This window comes from Gardnerella sialicivorans subsp. sialicivorans (assembly GCF_056746795.1).
On sequence record NZ_JBWPXA010000004.1, the window covers coordinates 1 to 21,752 of the forward strand.

17 protein-coding genes are annotated in these 21,752 nt (G+C 37.9%); 3 read left to right on the forward strand and 14 right to left on the reverse strand.

What is annotated here, in order from left to right:
• Positions 1–192: 192 nt before the first annotated feature.
• The 7 genes from pknB to AC1EKB_RS03440 are packed head-to-tail and all read right to left on the reverse strand — an operon-like array spanning position 193 to position 9,098.
• On the reverse strand, positions 193–2,253 hold the full coding sequence (gene pknB / locus AC1EKB_RS03410; RefSeq protein ID WP_415694779.1) for a Stk1 family PASTA domain-containing Ser/Thr kinase: 2,061 nt from the start codon (positions 2,251–2,253) through the stop codon (positions 193–195).
• A complete protein-coding gene (locus tag AC1EKB_RS03415; RefSeq protein WP_101889472.1) occupies positions 2,250–3,215 on the reverse strand; it encodes a serine/threonine-protein kinase in 966 nt (321 codons plus the stop codon). Before AC1EKB_RS03415 ends, pknB begins: the two co-directional genes overlap by 4 nt.
• Positions 3,212–4,678 (reverse strand): peptidoglycan D,D-transpeptidase FtsI family protein, encoded by a 1,467-nt coding sequence (locus AC1EKB_RS03420; RefSeq protein ID WP_481248857.1) that lies wholly within the window; start codon positions 4,676–4,678, stop codon positions 3,212–3,214. The genes AC1EKB_RS03415 and AC1EKB_RS03420 overlap by 4 nt, the downstream gene beginning before the upstream one ends.
• Positions 4,671–6,095, reverse strand: coding sequence for an FtsW/RodA/SpoVE family cell cycle protein (locus AC1EKB_RS03425; protein WP_481248858.1), 1,425 nt, complete (start codon positions 6,093–6,095; stop codon positions 4,671–4,673). Before AC1EKB_RS03425 ends, AC1EKB_RS03420 begins: the two co-directional genes overlap by 8 nt.
• A complete protein-coding gene (locus AC1EKB_RS03430) occupies positions 6,092–7,840 on the reverse strand; it encodes a PP2C family protein-serine/threonine phosphatase (protein WP_481248859.1) in 1,749 nt (582 codons plus the stop codon). Before AC1EKB_RS03430 ends, AC1EKB_RS03425 begins: the two co-directional genes overlap by 4 nt.
• A 4-nt stretch (positions 7,841–7,844) precedes the next feature.
• A complete protein-coding gene (locus tag AC1EKB_RS03435) occupies positions 7,845–8,372 on the reverse strand; it encodes an FHA domain-containing protein FhaB/FipA (RefSeq protein ID WP_481248860.1) in 528 nt (175 codons plus the stop codon).
• Between the two features lie 33 nt (positions 8,373–8,405).
• Positions 8,406–9,098 carry an FhaA domain-containing protein gene (locus AC1EKB_RS03440; protein WP_004131193.1) on the reverse strand — a complete coding sequence of 231 codons (693 nt, stop codon included), beginning with the start codon at positions 9,096–9,098 and terminating at the stop codon, positions 8,406–8,408.
• A gap of 224 nt (positions 9,099–9,322) precedes the next feature.
• On the opposite strand from AC1EKB_RS03440, the gene AC1EKB_RS03445 reads away from it, so the two are divergent.
• A complete protein-coding gene (locus AC1EKB_RS03445; protein ID WP_481248861.1) occupies positions 9,323–10,021 on the forward strand; it encodes a phosphatase PAP2 family protein in 699 nt (232 codons plus the stop codon).
• A gap of 50 nt (positions 10,022–10,071) precedes the next feature.
• Positions 10,072–10,482 (forward strand): large conductance mechanosensitive channel protein MscL, encoded by a 411-nt coding sequence (mscL, locus tag AC1EKB_RS03450; RefSeq protein WP_415694772.1) that lies wholly within the window; start codon positions 10,072–10,074, stop codon positions 10,480–10,482.
• Positions 10,483–10,599: 117 nt separating this feature from the next.
• Here mscL and AC1EKB_RS03455 read toward each other — a convergent pair whose 3' ends face one another.
• The 7 genes from AC1EKB_RS03455 to dnaA all read right to left on the reverse strand — a co-directional run bounded on the left by AC1EKB_RS03455 (position 10,600) and on the right by dnaA (position 21,168).
• Positions 10,600–11,091 (reverse strand): DUF3566 domain-containing protein, encoded by a 492-nt coding sequence (locus AC1EKB_RS03455; RefSeq protein WP_415694771.1) that lies wholly within the window; start codon positions 11,089–11,091, stop codon positions 10,600–10,602.
• A complete protein-coding gene (gene gyrA / locus AC1EKB_RS03460) occupies positions 11,084–13,720 on the reverse strand; it encodes a DNA gyrase subunit A (RefSeq protein ID WP_415694770.1) in 2,637 nt (878 codons plus the stop codon). Before gyrA ends, AC1EKB_RS03455 begins: the two co-directional genes overlap by 8 nt.
• Positions 13,721–13,789: 69 nt before the next feature.
• A complete protein-coding gene (gene gyrB / locus AC1EKB_RS03465; protein ID WP_415694768.1) occupies positions 13,790–15,865 on the reverse strand; it encodes a DNA topoisomerase (ATP-hydrolyzing) subunit B in 2,076 nt (691 codons plus the stop codon).
• A 150-nt stretch (positions 15,866–16,015) separates the two neighbouring features.
• Positions 16,016–16,507: a DciA family protein gene (locus tag AC1EKB_RS03470; RefSeq protein ID WP_481248862.1), complete on the reverse strand. Its 492-nt coding sequence runs from the start codon at positions 16,505–16,507 to the stop codon at positions 16,016–16,018.
• Positions 16,504–17,859: a DNA replication/repair protein RecF gene (gene recF / locus AC1EKB_RS03475; protein ID WP_481248863.1), complete on the reverse strand. Its 1,356-nt coding sequence runs from the start codon at positions 17,857–17,859 to the stop codon at positions 16,504–16,506. The genes AC1EKB_RS03470 and recF overlap by 4 nt, the downstream gene beginning before the upstream one ends.
• Before the next feature lie 36 nt (positions 17,860–17,895).
• Entirely contained in the window at positions 17,896–19,014 is a 1,119-nt protein-coding gene (gene dnaN, locus AC1EKB_RS03480) for a DNA polymerase III subunit beta (RefSeq protein WP_415694419.1), read from the reverse strand.
• Positions 19,015–19,431: 417 nt separating this feature from the next.
• Positions 19,432–21,168, reverse strand: a complete 1,737-nt coding sequence (gene dnaA / locus AC1EKB_RS03485; protein ID WP_481248864.1) for a chromosomal replication initiator protein DnaA — start codon at positions 21,166–21,168, stop codon at positions 19,432–19,434.
• A gap of 430 nt (positions 21,169–21,598) precedes the next feature.
• On the opposite strand from dnaA, the gene rpmH reads away from it, so the two are divergent.
• A complete protein-coding gene (rpmH, locus tag AC1EKB_RS03490; protein WP_004114029.1) occupies positions 21,599–21,733 on the forward strand; it encodes a 50S ribosomal protein L34 in 135 nt (44 codons plus the stop codon).
• Positions 21,734–21,752: the final 19 nt, after the last annotated feature.

Here is a 21,752-nt window from a genome sequence, read left to right on the forward strand (position 1 = left end):
CTTATTAAAACAGCTTATTAAAACAGCTTATTAAAACAGCTTATTAAAACAGCTTATTAAAACAGCTTATTAAAACAGCTTATTAAAACACAAGCCTATTAATCTTAGTAGCTTACAAGTTAAATAGCTTACAAGTTAAATACAAATGCCGCCTAGCACCGTTAAAACAACGGCAAGCTAGGCGGCTTCTTGTTATTTATCACTATCGCTTGTTGTTGTAGAAGATGAGTCAGGTGTTGAAGCTCTTCCAGGCTTTGTAGTGGTGTCTACAGGAGGCTGAGGAGTTTTTACAGTAAGCGTTATGGTAGAGCCTTTATCTATCTTAGACCCTTCCTTTTCCGACATACTATCAACAATATCGTCATCCGTAGCGGAGCCATCAGCAACAACCTTAAAGCCCTTTGCTTCTAGTATTTGTTTAGCTTGCTTTAATGTTGATGTTCCAAGAGCAATATGAGGAACTTCTACCTTAGGCTTTCCTTTAGAAACATACACAGTTATAGCACTATGAGGCTTTACGGCAGCTCCAGAAGACGGATTCATTTTGGTCACTGTGCCTTCTGCAACGGTATCGGATTCTTCTTCTACGGTATTAACCGTAAATCCAAGATTTTGCAATTCGCCAGTAACAACGTCTTTAGATTGTCCAACCATTCCATCTGGAACCTTAGTTAAGCCAGAAGAAATGTACAAAGTTACCATTGAACCTTTATCTGCAAACGAATCTGCAACTGGGTCAGTTCTAGTAACATGATTCTTTTTAACGTCTGTACTATCTTCCACTCTAACGTTAGAAATCTTAAATCCTGCACGTTCAAGAGCTTTTCTAGCTGCTTCTTGCGACTTTCCAGTAACATCTGGAACCTTTGTTGATTGAGGACCAATAGAGAACCAAACGCTAACTCTAGATCCAGACGCAACCTTTTCTCCACCTTTAGGAGATTGCTTGGTAAAAGCACCTTCTGGCTTAGTAGACTTATCGTCTTCCAAAATATCTGGAATAAGACCAAGCGCGCGAAGTTTTTCTTTAGCAGCATCTTGAGTTGTAGTTTCGCTAAATGTTGGAACAACAATATCTCCAGCTAGCTTATTGCGATTTAGCATAAATAGGATTCCACCAACAACGATTGCGCAAACAATCGCAGACACAACAGAAGCAATAACAATGCGCTTGCTTCTTTTTGCCTGATTTGCAGCGCGCTGAGCTGCTCTTGTGTTGTAGCCCGTATTTTGATACGCATCAAACTGGCCTGTAATCGCTCCAAAACTTTGAGTAGATGCAGTGTCTGCCGCTCCCATAGCTTGAGTTGCCGCATTCTGCTCCGCCTGCTTTCTTGCGCGCATATTAGCTAAATCGGTTAGCGGATTAAAAGCTGCTGCAACAGGAACACCGCCGTTCATAAACGCTAATATGTCGTTCTTAAATTCAGCAGCCGTTGCATACCTATTCTGCCTATCTTTTGCCATTGCTTTTGCGCAAATCTTATCCCACATTGAAGGAAGACCTGGAACAAGCGTGCTTAGAGGAGTTGCAACTTCTGAAACATGCTGATACGCGATTGCAACTGCAGAATCGCCAGTAAAAGGCGGCCTTCCAGTTAGCATCTCGTATAAGACGCATCCTGCAGAATACAAGTCGGACCTCATATCCACCTGTTCTCCACGCGCCTGCTCTGGAGACAAATATTGCGCAGTTCCAACAACACCTTGCGATTGTGTCATTGTTGTTGCAGAATCGTCTAACGCTCTTGCGATTCCAAAATCCATAACCTTAACAATGCCCTGCTCGGAAATCATAATGTTTCCAGGCTTAATATCTCGGTGAATCACGCCCATTCTATGCGAATACTCCAAGGCGTTCAAAACTCCAAGCATAACTTGTTCGGAATCTCTTTGACTTAAAGCACCATTCATCTTAAGAATATCGCGAAGCGTTTTTCCTTTAACGTATTCCATAACAAGATACGGCAAATGCTCTTCTACACCATTGTCGTCTACAACAGACTCTTCTCCAGAATCATAGATATTCACTATGTTTGGGTTATTCATTTGCGCAATCGAATGTGCTTCTCGGCGGAAACGAGACAAAAAGATCTCGTCATTTGCCAAATCAGAACGCATGATTTTAACAGCAACGGTACGACCCAAGCGCTTATCTTCTGCGACTCGCACTTCGGCCATTCCACCGCGGCCAATCAATTCACCTAATTGGTACCGTCCATTCGCTAATGAGGTAGGCATTGTGTTACTCATTGCTGCTCCTTGCGGTCGTTATTATTCAAAATGTTAATAATATTAACTTGTGTTTTTGGAACACTTCTAACGCTGCGTTTAATGCGCTGACCGTTGGAAGAATCTATTGTTTTTTTATTGTTAAACGCTGTTTGCTGATCCAAAAGTCTTCTTTCAATTTTTGCAAGTACTTTTGAAACAACAAGAGCGTCTTTAGGTCTATCTTTTGGATTCTTAGAAAGCATTGACATTACAAACTGTCTTAATTGAAGGTCAACACTATCTGGAAGAGGTGGAACAGGGTCATTAACGTGTGCGGCTGCAATATCTACAGGAGTAGTTCCAGTAAATGGCCTATGCCCACAAAGTCCTTCGTATGCAACAACTCCAAGAGAATAAATATCGGATTGTGCAGTTGCCTGCTCTCCTTGAGCTTGCTCTGGGGAAATATATTGAGCTGTTCCAACAACCATTCCATCTTGAGTAATCTGTTCTTGGTCGCTAGAGTACGAAACACCAAAATCTGTTATCTTTACGCTTCCCGTTTCGGAAACCATAATATTTGCTGGCTTAACGTCTCTATGAATAACACCGTGGGAATGTGCAACAAAAAGACCTCTTGCAGTTTGAATAAGTATAGGCAGCAATCGCGTTGGCTCAACAGTTTTTTCTTTATGATATAAGTCTGCTAAAGACTTACTAGGAACATACTCCATAATCAAAAAGCCAATACCATCATGCTCGTAGTAGTCAAATAAAGCTGCAATATTTGGATGAGCAAGATTTGCTGAATTATGAGCTTCTGCTCTAAGTCTACGCAATTTAGCTTCAACATTGCTTGTATCGGTTCTAAGCGCTTTAACGGCAACAATCCTGCCAAGCTGTATATCAAAGCCCTTCCAGACTTCCCCCATGCCTCCTTGTGCAAGTCTTCTATCTAGTCTGTATCGATGATGAACTAACTGTCCTTCAACAAGTTTCATTGCTTAAGCGCCTCCTTCATCACCTGTCTCATAATTGGCCCTGCTGTAAGCGTTCCATACGTACTAGCATTGTGAATAACAACTGCTACAGCTATTTTAGGGTCTTGTGCAGGAGCAAATCCAATAACCCACCCATTAATAGCCTGATTTCTAAACCCAATTTGTGCTGTTCCAGATTTTGCTGCAACAGCAACATTTGGCAAAGAAAGATTTTGATTACTTTTTACAACTACACTTTGCATCATAGCATTGAGTTTTGCAGCACTTTGTGCGCTTAAAGCTTGACTCATAACAGTAGGCGTTGTTTGAGAAATAACAGACAAGTCACTAGACCTTACGCAATCAACAAGCGTTGGCTTCATAAGTGTTCCATTATTTGCAATAGCAGCTGCAATCATAGCATTTTGAAGAGGGGTAACCCTAGCATCTCCCTGACCAATTGACTGAAGAGCAAGCTTATCTTGCGTAGGCTTTTGATTAAGCAAAGACGCAACAACCCTCATTGGGAATCCTGTTGAATCAGATCCGTCTAAAGTAAATGAGCTAAATAATCCAAACTTTTTAGCTTGCTTAACAATAGCATCTGCTCCTAAAGAAACTCCTAGTTGCGCAAATGCAGTATTTGAAGAATAAGCTAGAGCATCTTCAAACGATATTTGACCATTCGATCCACTAGCGCTTGGAACAACATTCGTAAGATGCGTTTGCGTTCCTGGAAGAGTATACGAAGATCCAGCTGGAATCGAAGTATTTAAATCATATTTTCCACTTTCTAGCGCAGTTGCCGCAACAACCGTTTTGAAAGTAGAACCAGGAGCATAAAGTTCAGATATTGAACGATTTAGCATTGGATTATATATGTTAGATATAAGATCCTTATATGCTCTGTTTGCTAAAGCAACATTGTGAGATGCAAGAGAAGAAGGATCGTAGCTAGGCGTACTAACCATTGCTAGTATTCTTCCAGTTTTTGGCTCTATTGCAACTAAAGCACCATTCTTGTCTTTTAACAAATTGTATGCAAGAGTTTGAAGCTTAGTGTTAATAGATGTTTCTATAGAAGCACCTCTGTTTTCTGCTCCTGTAAATAGCGACTTAAACTTTTGAAGGAATAACGCGTCGGATTCTCCACTTAAAAGCTGATTTCTAGAAGCCTCTATGCCTCTATCTGCTCTTTGACTTATTGAATAATAACCCGTTATTGGAGCATAAACAGAGCCATTAAAATATGACCTTTGATACACAAATGCATCTTTAGATGGATCTGACTTTGCTAAAACAGTTCCATCGGACGCAAGAATGGCTCCTCTTGGAGCGCCAAATTCGTGATATAGTGCACGCCTGTTTCTAGGATCAGAATTTAATTCGTTTGCTTTTATAGACGTTATGTACGTGCTAGAAATACATAAAACAACAAACAACACGATTACTGCGCTAAAAAGCTGCTTCAAGCATTTATTCATAAGATTCACCCCCATCTTCTTTAAGATTAGAGGACTTATTTTCTCTTTGCTTAAGCTCTCTTTCCCTAAGAGCAGCTAAAGCTTCGTATTGGAAAGTATCAGACGTTACAGCAGCCTCTGGCTTATTAGCTGCATTAGATATAACAATCAAAATAGATGCAAGCAAATAGTTAGCAACTAGAGAAGACCCGCCAGCTGCCATATAAGGCATTGTTAAACCAGTAAGTGGAATAACAAGCGTGATTCCGCCAACAACAGTAAATACTTGGAATGCCATTGTAAAAACAAGACCAGATGCAAGAAGCTTTCCAAAACCGTCTTTAATCTTCATAGCTGTAATCATGCCAGACGCAATAATAATCATGTAAAGCATTAAGACTATAAACAGTCCAGTCAATCCTAATTCTTCCCCAACCGAAGCGTAAATAAAATCGGAGTTAGCAAGTGGCGTTAAAGAAGGATGACCTTGTCCTAATCCCGTTCCAGTTACACCTCCCGCAGCAAGGCCGAATAATCCAGTAACAATTTGAGCAGACCCGCCTGGGAATCTGTTGTAAATAACTGGGTCGTATGGGTTAAGCCAAGCGTCAACTCTGTATTGAACGTGTGCAAAAAGTTTAACAGCAACTAGGCATCCAATTATAAATGCTATAAAGCCTATTGCAAGCCAGCCTTTTCTTCCAGTTGCAACGTAAAGCATAGAAACAAACATTGCAAAGAACATTAATGATGTTCCTAAATCGTGTTGCACAACAAGCACACACATAGAAGCAGCCCAAACTAGCGCAATAGGACCCATATCTTTGAATCGTGGAAGATGAATTCCAAAAATCTTTGTTCCACCAACCGCAAGTCTGTCTCTATGGTCAAACAAGTATGCTGCAAAGAAGAAAGCTAAGAATAGTTTTGCAAATTCTCCTGGCTGAATAGTGTGGTTTCCAAAGCCAATCCAAATTCTCGCTCCGCCAATTTCCTTACCGACTATTGGAAGCATTGGAGATAAAAGTAGAACAAGACCAATCACCATGCTAACGTACGAGAATCTTCTAAGAATCCTATAATCTTCTAGAACCATCACAAAAATTATGGATAATACAAGAGCAACACAAACCCAAACAAGCTGTTTCATAGCAACATTAGTGTTGTGCTGTTTATCTATTCTTGCAATCATAACAGTGCCAATAGCTGTAAGAAGAAGAATACAAGGGAGTATTACCTGGCTAGAATAAGGCTTTTTTACAATCAAAACGCCCCACAAAACAAGGTACAACGCTGTTGTTAAAGCAAGCATACCAACATAGTTTGCTGGAACGAATCCATTAATCCTTAGAAACATTTGCAAAAATGCCACTGCAGATATAATTACAGAAAACAGTAGCAAAGATATTTGCTTAATACGCATACTAAACATGTTCACGAGGTTTTACCTCCTGAATCATTGCTTGAATCTACGACTCCACTATTGTTTCCGTCTTTATTATCTGAATTAGAAATAATACTTTTTGGCTTATTGCCGCGCTTCTCGCTTTCTCTAGCACGCATTTCTCTTCCGATTAGCCTTGCATGGCCTCTTGCTTCTTTAAGACTGCTAAAGCTAATACCTTCATCAAGCTGATCTTGCCAAGACTTATCTAGATTCTTAACTCTAATATTTGTTTCTTCAATCTGATGTGAAAGCTCTAATCCAAATATGTTAGTAGGAACACCTTGGTAAATAACTACTTTGCCATTTCCTTTACCAATGTAGTATTGCTTTTGCGTCCAAGAATAAACAAGATAAGCTCCACAAGCAACAATCGCACACACAACAAGCGTTGCAAAAGCAACACCTATTCTCATCCATCTTATTCTAATCCTATTTGCTTTATGTGCTTCTGCCTGTTCTCTTTTAACAGCGCGCTGAACATCTGGATCCCTAGGATCTGTTGATATTCTACCGTTCTTCTTTTTTACAATAGGAATCTCGTTTGTATCTGTAGACCTTAATTCCTCTTCGTTTCTTAAATGAGAAGGCTGTACAAGTCGAGTAGTTTCTACAATTTTCTCATCTTTTTCCGCCGATTTTGCGTCTGTTTGCATAAGAGCAGCAGCTCTTTGAGCAGGAGAATCTTTACCTTCACGCAATGGTGGTGTAGAAGAAACAGCTTTATTAACAATATCTGCTATAGACTCTAAATCTTTGCTTGCGGCACCGCCAATTAATGGAGTTTGGTGAGGTAAGTCAAAAGCATCTGCGTCTAGTGCCAAAGTTGCATCTGCTATAACAGCAGTCGCATTATCTGTGCTTCCTGCTTTAAGTGCCATATAAACAAGTTTTTGAGCACACTCTTCTTGATTAGATACAGTGCTCATAACTTCTTGAATTGTGGAATCTTCTAATACTCCACACACACCATCCGAGCATAAAAGCCAGCGATCAGAAGGGTGAGCCTGCCTAATAGCAATATCTGGCCTTGGATCAATATCAAAATCACCTAAAACACGCATAACAACATTTCGCTGCGGATGATTTCTTGCTTCTTCTGTAGTAATGTGACCCGTGTCTATTAAATGTTGAACGTAACTATGGTCGCAAGTCATTCTTGTAAGATGATTATCTCGCAACAAGTACGCTCTAGAATCACCCAAATGTGCAAGAACCCAGTAACCATTTACAAGAGATACGGCTGTTACTGTTGTTCCCATTCCAGCAAGTCTGCGCTCTCTTTTGGCTTTGCCAACAATTGCGTCGTGAGCAGCCATAATCGAGGTTTCCATCATTGAAGAAACAGCTTTTACATCATTTGGCCTTGAATCTTGCTCAATGTGCGCTAAAGACCTAATTGCGATTGTAGAAGCCGTATCTCCTCCAGCATGCCCACCCATACCGTCGCAAATAGCAGCCAATCTTTCTCCAGCAAATGCCGAATCTTGATTATTGCTTCGAACAGTACCAACATCGCTAACAGCTGTTGAATACATAAACAACGCTTTATCTATAAAGTATGCCTTATTTAAGTTTTGTTCTTCACTTTTTGCAGAATTATTTACTGGATTATTATTTATAGCGTCACTACTTACAACGTTTGCAACACTTGCAACGCCATTACTTACAGAATCAACTTGATCTTGCTGCTTTTGACTACTTGTTTTATCTTCAATGTTTGAATCGAATTGCGCCATTTACTCACCTCAATTCAAACATTGTTGCTCCGATTCGCACAGGCTTGCGCGGAGGCAAAACAACAGGTTCATTAACTCTACTATGACCTATCATAGTTCCGTTAGTGCTACCTAAATCTTCAAGAACCCAAGAATTTACAGATTGATTAAAATACACGCGCGCGTGATGAGAAGAAACAAATTCGTCATTTAGAACAACCGTATTGTTTGCAGATCTTCCAAGAGTTACGCCAGAAGGTTCCAATGGGAACGACGAACCAGCTAAAGGACCATCAATAATAACAAGCAAAGTTGGCATCTCAGCTTGATTATTCTTCTCTAAATTAGCAGAAGCAATATTGTTACTTCTTAAAGATTCATCATTAGAAGGATTTGACCTACGATGAGACTTATTCTTCCAAGCTTTAGACTTTTTAGGACTAAAAATCTCAATATCTTTGCGTAAAGATCGAACAGCAAACCATACGAATACCCACAAAAGTACTAAAAAACTGTACTTAAGTATAGCAAAAGTCAACTCGGTTAATATCATGCGTGTACTCGTATCTCTTTACGTATTCGTCTACTACTCCTGATCTTGATCCGAAGCCCAGTAAAGAATACGGGTGCGCCCAATAGTAATAGTGTTTCCATCTAATAATGTTGCTGCTGGAGTTTGATGACCTTCAACATAAGTACCATTAGTGGAACCAAGATCCCTAGCAATAACACCGTCTGGTGTAACGTCTATTCCAAGATGCCTACGAGAAATTCCAGGATCGTCAATAACAATATCGCAACCAGAACCTCTGCCTAATATTGTGCGATCTTTTGTTAGCAAATACCTATTCCCGTTAATCTCCAGCATTGGATGATTTTCTGACTGCTCTTGCGTTGTTACAGGAACAGCGTTTCCTGGAACAGAATCAGAAGTTAAATTGAAATTACCTTTTGTAAGATCGGTATCTTCTTCAAAAATAACTGCAACTGGGCCAACAAAAGCATAATGCTGACTTTTTGCATACTGTGTAAGATTATCCGCAAGCTCATTTGCTAAAGCTTCACTACCAAGCTGATCAAAGTCTGGAGTACTAAGCTTAAAGTGATACTCATTTGGTGCAACCGTACGATCGCGATCAATTGGCATAGACTGGTTATCAATTTCTCGCTCTAATGCACTAGAAAGATCAACAGGTTGCAAGTCTTTAGACCCGAATTTTGCGAAGACTCCATTCATTGCACCTTCAACGCTCTTCTCAAGTCTGTCAAGCACGCTCATTGTAAACCCTTTCTACCTTTTCCTCATACTACTCGTCACCTCGTACGGTGTACAAATCACATCTAAATACCAAACATGCGTTTGCTAAATTTATTTACATACTTATTTATATACTACATTTTTACAAAATTATGCAAAATAAACAAATAAAACTTATAAACCCATTTAATATTACAAATACATACTACAACTTTATTATATATTTCTAAGTGTAATCTTTAACTATGAATCAAAAAAATAAGCTTTACGAATTTTTAGAAAAAATAAAGTTCTATATAACTAATAATAAGAAGTGTTCTATTGTTATACTTCTTTTGATTTTAGTGCCGTTAATTGGAAAACTTTTGCTTGTTAATAATGCAGAAAGATCTTTTGAATCACATATAGTTGCCTTTTTCCACAACTATTCTCCGTCTTTTATAATGGCTCTTTCTAAACTACTTGCAATAGTTTTTTCTACAAAATCATGCATTGTTATACTTTTTATTTTGGCTGTTATTTCTTATTTTATAAAACGAGATTGGCGCATAACTCTAATACAGCTTGCGACTTGCCTTTTGCCAATGATTTATATTTTTGCTGTTAAATTCATAGTTCATAGGCCTAGACCATTTATTGGTGTAAAAATTAAAGTTCCACCAGATCCAAGTTTTCCAAGTGGTCACACTGCAGCAGCAGTAGCTATTTGTTCAATGGCTCTTATGATTATTTATATTGCAAATAAGTCTTTCTTAAGGCTTGGATTAATCGTTAGCATTATTATTGTTGCTATTGTTGCAATTTCTAGACTTGTTGTTGCAGCGCACTTCCCTAGTGATGTTTTAACTTCTGCAATAATGTATCCAATACTTGTTTTGTCTATTCTCAATCTATCTAAAAGTAATAGTTTTATTTACAACAAAATATTAAGAAAATTAAAATAATATAGGCATAAAAATAGACATCAAATATTAAATAGCAGAAGGGATTTTCTATGTTTAATGGTTTCAAAAAATTTATTGCACGAGGTAGTGTAATCGACATGGCGGTTGGTGTTGTTATGGGCAGCGCCGTAACTTCCGTTGTTACTTCGATTGTTAAAAACATTATTAATCCGCTTATAGCAATGATTTGTGGAAAGCCGGATCTTGATGGTGTTTTAACAATAACAATAAATGGTGCAACAATATCATTTGGTGCCGTTCTTGGATCAATCTTAAACTTCCTTATTGTTGCTGCAGCTGTTTATTTTTGCATTGTTCTTCCTATTAATAAGTTAAGGGAGATTGGTCTTCCTTTCTTACAATTTGAAAAAGAAAAGAGTGATGAAGAAAAACGCAAAGATCGCGAAGAAAAGATGATTAAAATTTTGGAAGATATTCGAGATCTATCTTATAAAAAATAGTTTGTTTAATGATTTTTATAAATAATTTTTATAAAAACTAATCCCCACTAATCTACTTAAAGTTTAGTGGGGATTAATTTTATGAAATTAAATTATTGATTATATATGCTTTTTGCTTTAATCATCACCAAGAGTTAAGTGAATTCCACCAACTAATGATCCAACAACGTTATAAAGCAAAGATCCAATTGCAGATAATAATGTTGCAATAACTATTTCTACAACAGAAAAAATTATTACAGCACTTAAAACAGTTGGCAAAGAAAACACGTCTGCAAGATTAAAACCATTGCTATCTAAGCCTGTTGATGAAACAATCTGTGTTACTTGATCAAAAACACCAACCATATTTAGAAATAGCCACACTAATCCAGCTGCAATAACTTGTATTATTCCGCCAGCAACACTTAGCAAAAATGTTACTTTTGCAACGCTCCAAGCATCTACTCTAACTAGGGAAAGACTCATCCTTCTAGCTCTTGGTTGAGTAGATTTTCTAACACTATATCCATTAGAAGAAGACGTAGCCGTTGCACTTACTGTTCTTGGAGAACTAGTATTAGATTCTCCACTAACTTTGCTATTGGATACTTCAAAATCTTCACTCATCTAAGTTCCTTCCAATAGTTTTTTCTGATGATTCTTCATTTTGAGTTTCATCATCATCTCTTTCCTCGTTTCGAGCAATCGAGATGATTTCGTCACCCTTATCTGGCTTTGCTAAAGTCACACCTTGAGTGGTTCTACCTGTGCGCTTAACTTCGTTAACATCGGAACGAATCACTTTACCAGACTTCATAATTGCCATTACTTGATCTGTTTCTTCAACAATCAAGGCACCAACCAAAGAACCGCGGCCTTCTGTAAGCTGTACAGCTTTAACACCGTAGCCGTTTCTTCCTTGCAAACGATACTCTTCAATAGCTGTACGCTTAGCAAATCCTTCGTTTGTAACAACAAGAAGATCTTTGCTTGTATCTACAGATACAACATCCATATCGAGTAATTCGTCGCCTTCACGGAATCTCATGCCTTGAACGCCTGCAGTTTGGCGACCCATTGGTCGAAGTTGCTCATCATCTGCTCTAAACTTAAGGCTCATACCAAGCTTAGAAACAAGAATAATGTCGTCTTCTGGATTACATAATGCTGCACCAATCAGCTCGTCTGTTGGCTCACCAGTTTCTTCGTTTGCCATTAGTCGAACAGCAATCAAGCCACCTTGACGTGGAGAATCATATTCTTGCAAAGCAGTTTTCTTAACTTTTCCAGAACGAGTTGCCAATACCAAATACTTTGCTACATCATAATTTTGAATTGACAATACTGCTTGAATTGTTTCTCCAGGAGTAAATTGAAGAAGATTTGCAACATGTTGACCCTTAGAATCTCTTGATCCTTCTGGAAGCTCATATGCTTTAATGCGGTAAACGCGTCCGCGATTAGTAAAGAACAAAAGCCAATTATGAGTAGATGTTAAGAAGAAGTGATCTACAACATCATCTTCACGAAGCTTTGCTCCCTTAATACCTTTGCCTCCACGATGCTGAGCACGATACTCGTCTGCTTTTGTGCGCTTAATATATCCTGCGCGAGTAACTGTTACAACAACGTTTTCTTCGGCAATAAGATCTTCAACGTTCATTTCTCCCGAGAATGGAAGAATCTTAGTTCTACGCTCATCGCCATACTTTGCTACGATTTCGTCAAGCTCATCGCCAACAATCTTGCGTTGACGCTCTGGGCTTGCAAGAATATCGTTATAATCTTCAATCTTGCGCATTAATTCTTCATGCTCGTCGAGAATCTTTTGACGTTCCAAAGCTGCGAGCCTACGAAGTTGCATTGCAAGAATAGCATCTGCTTGAACTTCATCAACATCAAGCAAATTCATCAAACCAGTGCGAGCTGTTTCAACATCTTTAGAAGATCTGATTAATGCAACAACTTCGTCAATCATATCCAAAGCTTTTAAGTAGCCTTGCAAAATATGATCTCGCTCTTCTGCCTCGCGCTTTAAGTAGCGTGTACGCCTATCAATAACTTCAAGCTGATGACTTACCCAATGACGAATAAACGCATCCAAGCTCAAAGTTCTAGGAACACCATCAACAAGCGCAAGCATGTTAGCGCCGAAAGTTTGCTGCAATTGCGAATGCTTATACAAGTTGTTCAAAACAACTTTTGGAACAGCATCTCGCTTAAGAACAAGAACCAAACGCTGACCAGTACGACCAGACGTTTCATCGCGCATATCTGCAATGCCTTGAATCTTACCGTCTCGCACAGCTTCTCTAATAGAAGCAGCTAAACGATCAGGATTAACTTGGTATGGAAGCTCAGTAACAACCAAGCACATACGTCCCTTAATTTCCTCGGTATTAACAACGGCGCGCATTGTAATTAAGCCGCGACCAGTGCGGTACGCTTGCTCAATTCCCTTGTGACCTAAGATTGTTGCTCCAGTAGGAAAATCAGGTCCTTTAATTCGCTGAATTAAAGCTTCTAGAAGCTCGGAATTACTGGCATCTGGGTGGTCTAAAGCCCAATGTACGCCGTCAGCAACCTCACGCATATTGTGAGGTGGAATATTAGTTGCCATACCAACGGCAATACCTGCAGAACCATTAACTAAAAGATTTGGGAAACGAGATGGCAAAACTGTTGGCTCTTGAGTTTTTCCATCGTAGTTTGGCAAGAAATCAACAGTATCTTTGTCAATATCTCGAACCATTTCCATAGCAAGAGGCGCCATACGGCATTCTGTATAACGCATTGCTGCTGCAGGATCATCACCTGGGGAGCCAAAGTTTCCTTGACCATCAACAAGCAAGTATCTCATTGACCAGGATTGAGCCATACGAACCAAAGTGTCGTAAATAGCAGAATCACCATGAGGGTGATACTTACCCATAACATCGCCAACAACACGAGAGCACTTGTTATATCCGCGATCTGGCCTATATCCGCCATCGTACATTGCATAAATAACGCGACGATGCACTGGCTTTAAGCCATCTCGAACATCTGGCAAAGCGCGCTCAACAATAACAGAAAGTGCATAAGCAAGATAGGATTCACGCATCTCTTGTTGCAAATCCATATGCTTTACGCGAGCACCCTTCATTAAGCCATAATCCGTATTATCTGCTTCTTGCGGGCTTTGTGGCTCCATTGAACCGTCAGATAACTGATCTGGCTCTTCGCTATTATTAGCGGCATTTATTTCGTCTACCACTGTAATTCCTTTTTATTAGCTTTTAAGTTTATTTGCTTTAATGCTTTTACTGACAATTTTTAACAATTTTTAAGCGTCAATAAATCTTGCATCGTGAGCATTACGTTGAATAAAGAGCCTACGAGGTTCCACTTCGTCTCCCATAAGCATTGAGAACGTTTCATCAGCTCGAGCAGCATCTTCAATATGAATTTGCTTTAAGATTCTGTGCTCAGGATCCATTGTTGTTTCCCACAATTCCTGATAGCTCATCTCACCCAAACCCTTGTATCGCTGAATGCCTTCGCCTTTAGGAAGTTGCCTGCCTGCAGCTTTACCTTCTGCAAGAACTCTGTCTCGCTCAGCATCCGTATAAACAAAATCATGCGCACCCTTGCTCCACTTTAAGCGGTAAAGAGGAGGCATTGCAACGTAAACGTAGCCTGCTGTAATCATTGGACGCATATAACGGAAGAACAGTGTTAAATTCAATGTAGCAATATGAGCACCATCAACATCAGCATCAGCCATAATAATGACTTTGTGATATCTAACTTTGCTTAAGTCGAAGTCTTCACCATAACCGCCACCAACAGCAGTAATTAATGATTCAATAGTTTCCGACTTCATCATTCTGTCGATTGATGCGCGCTCAGTATTCAAAATCTTACCGCGCAATGGCAAAATTGCTTGAGTAATAGGGTCTCGTCCTTGAATTGCGGAGCCACCTGCGGAATCACCCTCCACTATAAACAGCTCGCATTCTTCTGGATTATTTGACTGGCAATCCTTCAATTTATCTGGCATTCCAGCAGTTTCAAAGATTGACTTTCTACGAGTATTTTCACGAGCTTTCTTAGCTGCAATACGCGCACGCGATGCTTCAATCGCTTTTTGAATAATGTTCTTTGCTTCACTTGGATGAGCATCGAACCAATCTCCAAGCTTTTCAGTCATTACTCGCTGAACAAAAGTCTTAGCTTCGGAATTTCCAAGCTTTGTTTTAGTCTGACCTTCAAACTGTGGAGTTGTAAGCTTTACAGAAACAACTGCTGTTAAGCCTTCTCGAACGTCGTCACCAGAAAGATTAGTATCTTTTTCTTTTAATATGTTCTTTTCTCGAGCATAACGATTTACAAGAGATGTAAGAGCAGCACGGAAGCCTTCTTCGTGCGTTCCACCTTCTGTAGTAGAAATCGTGTTTGCAAAAGTATGAACTGCTTCCGAATATGCAACAGTCCATTGCATAGCGATTTCTGCAGATATACCAATCTCAAGGTCTTCTGCCTCAAAATCAATAACATCTGGCTCTACTGGAACAGACTTACGAGATTTAACTAAGTAGTCAACGTAATCTTTAATTCCGTGATCATACTTGTAACTAACGCTTTGATGTTTTTCTTCGCTAGTTGATTCATTTTCTCCAGTTACTTCGTCTCCTGCTTCATCAGGCTTACGCAAATCGGTTAGAGAAATCTTCAATCCCTTGTTAAGAAAAGCCATCTGTTGGAATCTAGATCTCAAAGTCTCAAAATCGTACGTAGTTGTTTCAAAGATTGCGCCATCTGGCCAAAATGTTACAGAAGTACCAGTAGATTCGCCATCTTCCATTGGCTTTCCTTTTTTAAGAGGAGCCGTTGGATGCTGATCTACATACGTTTGAGTCCAATGGAATCCTTGACGACGAACTTCGATTTCTACACGCGTAGAAAGAGCATTAACAACAGATATACCAACGCCGTGCAAGCCGCCAGAAACAGCGTATCCGCCGCCACCAAACTTTCCGCCAGCGTGAAGCTTAGTCATAACTGTTTCAACACCAGAAACACCTTCGCCTGGCACTTCGTCAACTGGAATACCACGCCCATCGTCCACAACTTTTATTGCATTATCTGGCAAAATTGTCACTTCAATGTGAGAAGCATAGCCAGCCAAAGCTTCATCAACCGAATTATCTACAATCTCGTATACAAGATGATGCAAGCCTCTAGGACCAGTTGAACCAATATACATACCTGGCCTAATTCGAACTGCTTCCAATCCTTCTAGAACTCGAAGATCACTAGCGTCATAATGTTCAGGAGAAAGTGAATCATCGAGCTGAGCATCATCTAGTTTATGTTCTTCAACAGAATTTTCCATTGAATTATCTTCAGTGTTTAACACTTTAGATCCCTTCCCGTATTACCTCATGCCAAGAGGCATTTACGAGGTCGATACACGCTAGAAAGCACAAAAAAGGGTCTTCTAGCGATTTAACTATATTACATAACATTCTACACATGCATAATGACCGCTCTTTATTAAGAGCCATTATTAGCTATTCTTAATATTAAACCTACTGTTTATTGATTTTTTGCCTGTTTTTTGCAAAGATGGGCCAACTATTTTGACTTCTTTAATATTAATATTCTTAGAATATTCAAATATTTTTTTCTCAAGCATAGGCTTGCAATAACTAAGTTGCGTATACCAAACATTTGATTTTGTTCTAACAATTAAAACACCATCTTTTATTTTGTCTATATAGCAATTCAATGATGCGCTTTTTCCAACTATTTTCCACCAATCTTCGCGCATTTTTGCTATAGAAAGTTGCTCATTCCAATTGTTTTGATTAGCAAAATTTGCAAGTAAAGAATAAAGATTTTGTGGATCTCTACCAGGTTTTCCAAAACTTTCTAAAGCTTTATAAGCATTCTGTTCGTTAACTACCTTTTTTATTGCCTTCTTTTTAATAGGCATAAAAATTAACTCTGGAAGCTTTCTTGTGTCTAATTTTAGTATTTTATTTACGGGAATTTTCATCTACTATCCCCTAAATTTTTAGACTTATTTTCATTTTCGTCAACAAAATCGGCACTATTTTTACGACTATTAACAATATTTTCCAACAAAATTTTATGATTAATATCAATATTGTTTTCTAAAGATTTAGAATCATCTTCATTTTGATCTTTTGCTATTTTAGAAACATCAATAATCGAGTTTTCTAACACACTTTTATCTTTTGGTATATCACTTAAAGACGCAACAGTAATAAAAACTTGATCTTGATTTTTTGCAAATTCTAAAATTTGTTTTCTTCTAAACTCGTCTAATTGTGCAAAAACATCATCTAAAATAACAATAGGTTTTTTCCCATTCTTTTTTTCTAATGACTTAAATAAAGCCATTTTTAACGCTAATGCAAGAGTCCAAGATTCACCGTTTGAAGCGAATTCTTTTGCATTATAATTATTAATCAATATAGTAAAATCGTCTCGATGAGGCCCTATTAGATTGTATCCTCTTGCAACTTCTCCATTATAAATTCTTTGAAAATGCTCACTAATCGCAAGCCTAATAGAATTATCATTATTTTCTTCAAAATCGTTTTCGCTAAAATCAATCTCACTAAAAGATGGATTATATTCGATTAACGCAAAATTAGATGAGTTAGAAAGCTGTTTAACAATATTTGAAAAAACATTATTAAGTAACTCTATTATTTTTTTACGTAATTTTGTAAGAATTATTCCAGTTTCAATAAACTTAGCAGTCCATACTTCTAAATCAGACACAGTATTGTAATTATTCATTGAATTTGGTGAATAATTATTAGACAAATTTTTTAATAGTGCAGAACGTTGCTTTGCAATATGATTATATTCTTGCAAAATTTGCAAATAGTTTGGTATTAATAATGTTCCAGCTTGGTCAATAAAAGTTCTTCTAACAGTAGGATCTGAAACAATCAAATTTTGGTCTCTTGGAGTAAAAGAAACACAAGGAATTAAGCCAACTATATCTTTAATGTATAAAGATTTTTTACCATTAATCCTTGCTCTATTAGCACCCTTTAGATTAATGCTTAGCTCAAATGTTGTTTCGTCTAAATTATCTAAATTATCTGAACCATCTAAAGTATTACTATTGCAAGTATTGTTAAAATCCTTAACATTTGCGCGTATTGTAGCGCAATTATGATTTATCTCTATTAATGGCGCTAAAGAAGATACTCTATGACTTGTTCCTGTTGAAATAACTTCTAGAGATTCAACAATATTAGTTTTACCTAAACCGTTTGAACCTACTAGAACATTCATTTTTGGGGAAAAGTCGAGTACACAACTACTCCACGAGCGAAAATGGTCTAATGCAAGCTTTGAAACATACATTTATTTGGCTACGTTATTCGTTTACATTTATTAGTTTTAAGGATGCATTGGAACAACAAGATATCTGTAATTCATGGATTCATCTCCATCTGCTTCTTGTTGACCGTTAAATTCAACAGGCTTAACAGCAGACGTGATTTTAGCGTGAATAAATGGCTCACTAATAGCGCTTAATCCTTCAATCAAGTAGTTAGGATTAAAAGCAACAATAATATCTTGACCATCCATATCTATGTCAATAATTTCTTTTGCTTTAGATTCACTGTCGTTTCCAGCACTTAGAGTGAGTTCATCTTCCGCAAAAGACATGTAGATTGGAGCATCTTTTTCTGCAACAATAGCAACGCGTTTAATTGCGTTAATAAGCATTTGTCGATTAATAATTGCGTGAATAGGATACTCGTCAACAAAAAGACGATCTACAGAAGGAAATTCTCCATCAATAAGTTGAGAAGTACTAACTCTTCCAGAATTTTCAAATCCAAGAATAGAAGGTTCTTGCTCGTTTAAGTTAATAACAACATTTTGATGTTCGTCAACAGAGCGCGAAATATCTTTAAGAATGCTTCCCTTAATAAGAGTTGAAGTATTTATATCGCTATGTTCTGGAGTCCACTTAAAAGTGGAACGAGCAAGACGATATCTGTCAGTAGCTGTAAAAGTAACAGTATCGTCTTCAAAATGAGCATGAATTCCTGTTAGAACTGGCCTATCTTCTTCTCTAGAAACTGCTACAGAAGCCTGATTTACAGCCTGAACAAAAGTAGGAGCATCTACTTGACCAAGTTTTGAAGGAATTTCTGGTAAATCTGGATATTCTCCTTCTGGCATAAGTTGCAAAGTAAATGTTGACTTTCCAGAAGTAATTGTAAGAGTTGTTTCGTTAGAAGATAAATATGTTTTTTCTGCTGGCAAAGATTTTGTTATATCTGCAAGTAGTCTGCCTAAAACGAGCACACTCCCTGCTTCATCTACACCTGCTTCAATGTGATGACGACTAGAAAGTTGATAGTTAAATGCGCAAAGTTGCAAAGTTCCGTCTTTTGCTTCTAGCTTTAAGCCAGCAAGAATAGGATTTGCTGGACGATTATCTATAACGCGAGTAGTCCAAGATAGTGCGTCTGCAAAAGAAGCGGAATTAACTTCAACTTTCATATTTCCTCATTTCAGTAAAACTGTGTTTATTCTATCTCATTGGCTAATGAAAATCTAATTTAGAAATAAGTGCTAATCGTTAATAAAAAATATTATTATTATTCAAAAATAAAGTAATAATAGTAATAAGCAATGTGGAAATGTTAACATGTGACTAGAAAAGCTTTGCTAAAGCCATTATCCACATAAGTAAAATGTGAATAACCTATGGGTAATTGTGTGCAAAAAGATTCGAGTTATCCACATTCAAAGCTATTTTTTCACTAATCCACATTTTGAGCGGCTTTATAAACAGTTTATTCACTTTTTTAACGGCGTTTTCCACCACTTATCCGCAGGGTTTAACCACATTTGTGACTAACTATGTGGATAACTTTTTTTATTTTAATTAACAGAGTTGTATAGATTTGTGTAAAACTACTTTTTATTCGTAGGATTTTGCTTTAATCGAACAGTTAATTCCATAACATAGTTATAGATTTCCTGCTTTTCTTGCATCTCTCCGCTAATGCGCGTATAAGCATGCATAACAGTCGTGTGATCGCGGCCGCCAAAGACTTCGCCAATATCAACAAGACTCATACTTGTCATTTCTCTAGCTAAATACATTGCAATTTGACGTGCCAAAGCAACATTCTTAGTTCTAGATCTGCCAACAATCTCGTCAAAAGTCATATGGAAGTACTTAGCAACTTGACCAATAATATCTGTTGGACGAATTTCAATATCGGAAGCAAAGAAGTCTTGTAAAGCTTGTTCTGCCAAGGCTTTGCTTACGGGTTGATTACTTAATGATGCAACGGCTGTAACTCTAGTTAAAGCACCTTCAAGCTCACGAATATTCTCTGTAAAACGCTCCGCAATAAGGTCTAGAACATCGCTAGGAACATTAGAACCATTAGTTGACGCCATCATTCTTAGAATGGCGATTCGAGTTTCTAAATCAGGCGGCTTAATATCAACAGTTAAACCAGACTCAAATCTAGAAATAAGTCTTGATTCAAATCCTCTAAGATTTTTAGGAGCAACATCGGAAGCAATAACAATTCTTTTACTTGCTTGATAAAGAGCATTAAAAGTATGGAAGAATTGTTCCAGAGTTGCTTCTTTTCCTCCCAAAAACTGAATGTCATCGATTAAAAGAACATCAACTTCGCGGAAGCGCCTATTAAAATTAGCGATTTGACCCTGATTTTGACTTGTGTTTTGTAAAGCCTCAATAAATTCGTTAGTAAATTCCTCGCTTGTAATATAACGAACCTTAAGTGAAGAATCCTTAACAAGAGCATAATTGCCAATAGCATTAAGCAAATGTGTTTTACCTAAACCAGATCCGCCGTAAATACATAAAGGATTAAAGTCTTTTCCAGAGCCTTCTGCAACAGCTAAAGCAACTGTGCGCGCAAAACGATTAGAATCTCCAGGAACAAAAGTATCAAAAGTTGCGCAAGTATTTAAGTGAGTAACAGGATCCCTTTTTATTGAAGAAGGAATTTTTGCTTGCGGATTATTAATACCAGAATTAATACCAGAAACATCTAAACCAGTGTTTTGCATGGTATTTAAGCCAGTTGCGTAGTCAAAATCTTTTTGAATAGGAGTATTGCTAGATGAACCAACATTTTCAACGCTATTAGTATTTACAAGATTGTTAGTATTTTCAACAGATTGTGCGCCAAAATTTGATTTTACGTTCTCTAAAGAGTTGCTTTTAGAAGAAGATAAGTCTGAATTAACGTTTGTATTTTCTTCTAAAGATGTTGAAAATACTCGGGAAGTCTCGTTTACATTTTGATTAAGATTGCTTAAATCGGAAGTGCTGTTAGTGGCATTTATGTTAGTGGCTGCACTGTTAGTTGAAGTATTGTTATTTTCTGATTGAGAAACAATCTTAAATGCTGGAAACATATCTTTTCCAGTACAAATTTTTAATGATGTAAGAAGAGCTGAACTAAGCTCATTTTGCAAAGCTTGCTGTGTTTCTATATTAGAGACGCAAAGAACAATAGTAGTTCCAAAAATAGATTCAGGTTTTACGCTTTCAAACCAGCTTTTATCTCGGTTGCTTAAAAGGGCATTATGACGCAACACTGCAAGGGTATTTGACCACACAATAGTGGCTTGCGCACTTGGGTCGCTAAAAGAATCCGTCATACTACACCCCCCTAAACTTGCAGAAACATTTATTCGATTCTTTACGCTTAGACAAAACAGAGATGCAAAACAGAGATACATATCCATTCGCGCGCGTAAAGAGTGCTAGTAGAATATGTTTACTCCGACCCTAAGAAGTTATCCACAGCCTCGCGTGTTGAAAATACTTAATTGTGAATAACATGTGTGTAATTTGTGGATAAGATAAAAGCTTTTAATCCACATTTTTCAAGGCTTTTATAAGTGGTTTGATTTGGTGAAAATGGTACAGAAAATTTTACGGTGTTGAAAAATTTGACTTATTAAAGCGTACTTATAAACACGTTTAATCAAAAGTTTTTTGACTATTGGTGAGGGGTAATAGTAATTTAGTATAGCTTGACTCATACGGAGCCGTGCTTTTGCATGGCTAAATACAGGAGCGTTAGTTATGAAGAGGACATTCCAGCCTAACAACCGTCGTCGTCACATGAAGCACGGCTTCCGCGTTCGCATGCGTACGCGTGCTGGCCGCGCAGTGATTAATCGTCGTCGCGCCAAGGGCCGTAAGACACTATCTGCCTGAGATGGGGCGCGTCGTAAAG

Bases quoted from the DNA above. Each gene is read 5' to 3' on its own strand.
- dnaA (WP_481248864.1), bottom strand. From the start codon at position 21,168: ATGACGGATTCTTTTAGCGACCCAAGTGCGCAAGCCACTATTGTGTGG.
- AC1EKB_RS03440 (WP_004131193.1), bottom strand. From the start codon at position 9,098: ATGAGCGTGCTTGACAGACTTGAGAAGAGCGTTGAAGGTGCAATGAAT.
- AC1EKB_RS03435 (WP_481248860.1), bottom strand. From the start codon at position 8,372: ATGATATTAACCGAGTTGACTTTTGCTATACTTAAGTACAGTTTTTTA.
- AC1EKB_RS03430 (WP_481248859.1), bottom strand. From the start codon at position 7,840: ATGGCGCAATTCGATTCAAACATTGAAGATAAAACAAGTAGTCAAAAG.
- rpmH (WP_004114029.1), top strand. From the start codon at position 21,599: ATGAAGAGGACATTCCAGCCTAACAACCGTCGTCGTCACATGAAGCAC.
- AC1EKB_RS03470 (WP_481248862.1), bottom strand. From the start codon at position 16,507: ATGAAAATTCCCGTAAATAAAATACTAAAATTAGACACAAGAAAGCTT.
- AC1EKB_RS03455 (WP_415694771.1), bottom strand. From the start codon at position 11,091: ATGAGTGAAGATTTTGAAGTATCCAATAGCAAAGTTAGTGGAGAATCT.
- recF (WP_481248863.1), bottom strand. From the start codon at position 17,859: ATGTATGTTTCAAAGCTTGCATTAGACCATTTTCGCTCGTGGAGTAGT.
- AC1EKB_RS03415 (WP_101889472.1), bottom strand. From the start codon at position 3,215: ATGAAACTTGTTGAAGGACAGTTAGTTCATCATCGATACAGACTAGAT.
- AC1EKB_RS03445 (WP_481248861.1), top strand. From the start codon at position 9,323: ATGAATCAAAAAAATAAGCTTTACGAATTTTTAGAAAAAATAAAGTTC.
- mscL (WP_415694772.1), top strand. From the start codon at position 10,072: ATGTTTAATGGTTTCAAAAAATTTATTGCACGAGGTAGTGTAATCGAC.
- pknB (WP_415694779.1), bottom strand. From the start codon at position 2,253: ATGAGTAACACAATGCCTACCTCATTAGCGAATGGACGGTACCAATTA.
- AC1EKB_RS03420 (WP_481248857.1), bottom strand. From the start codon at position 4,678: ATGAATAAATGCTTGAAGCAGCTTTTTAGCGCAGTAATCGTGTTGTTT.
- dnaN (WP_415694419.1), bottom strand. From the start codon at position 19,014: ATGAAAGTTGAAGTTAATTCCGCTTCTTTTGCAGACGCACTATCTTGG.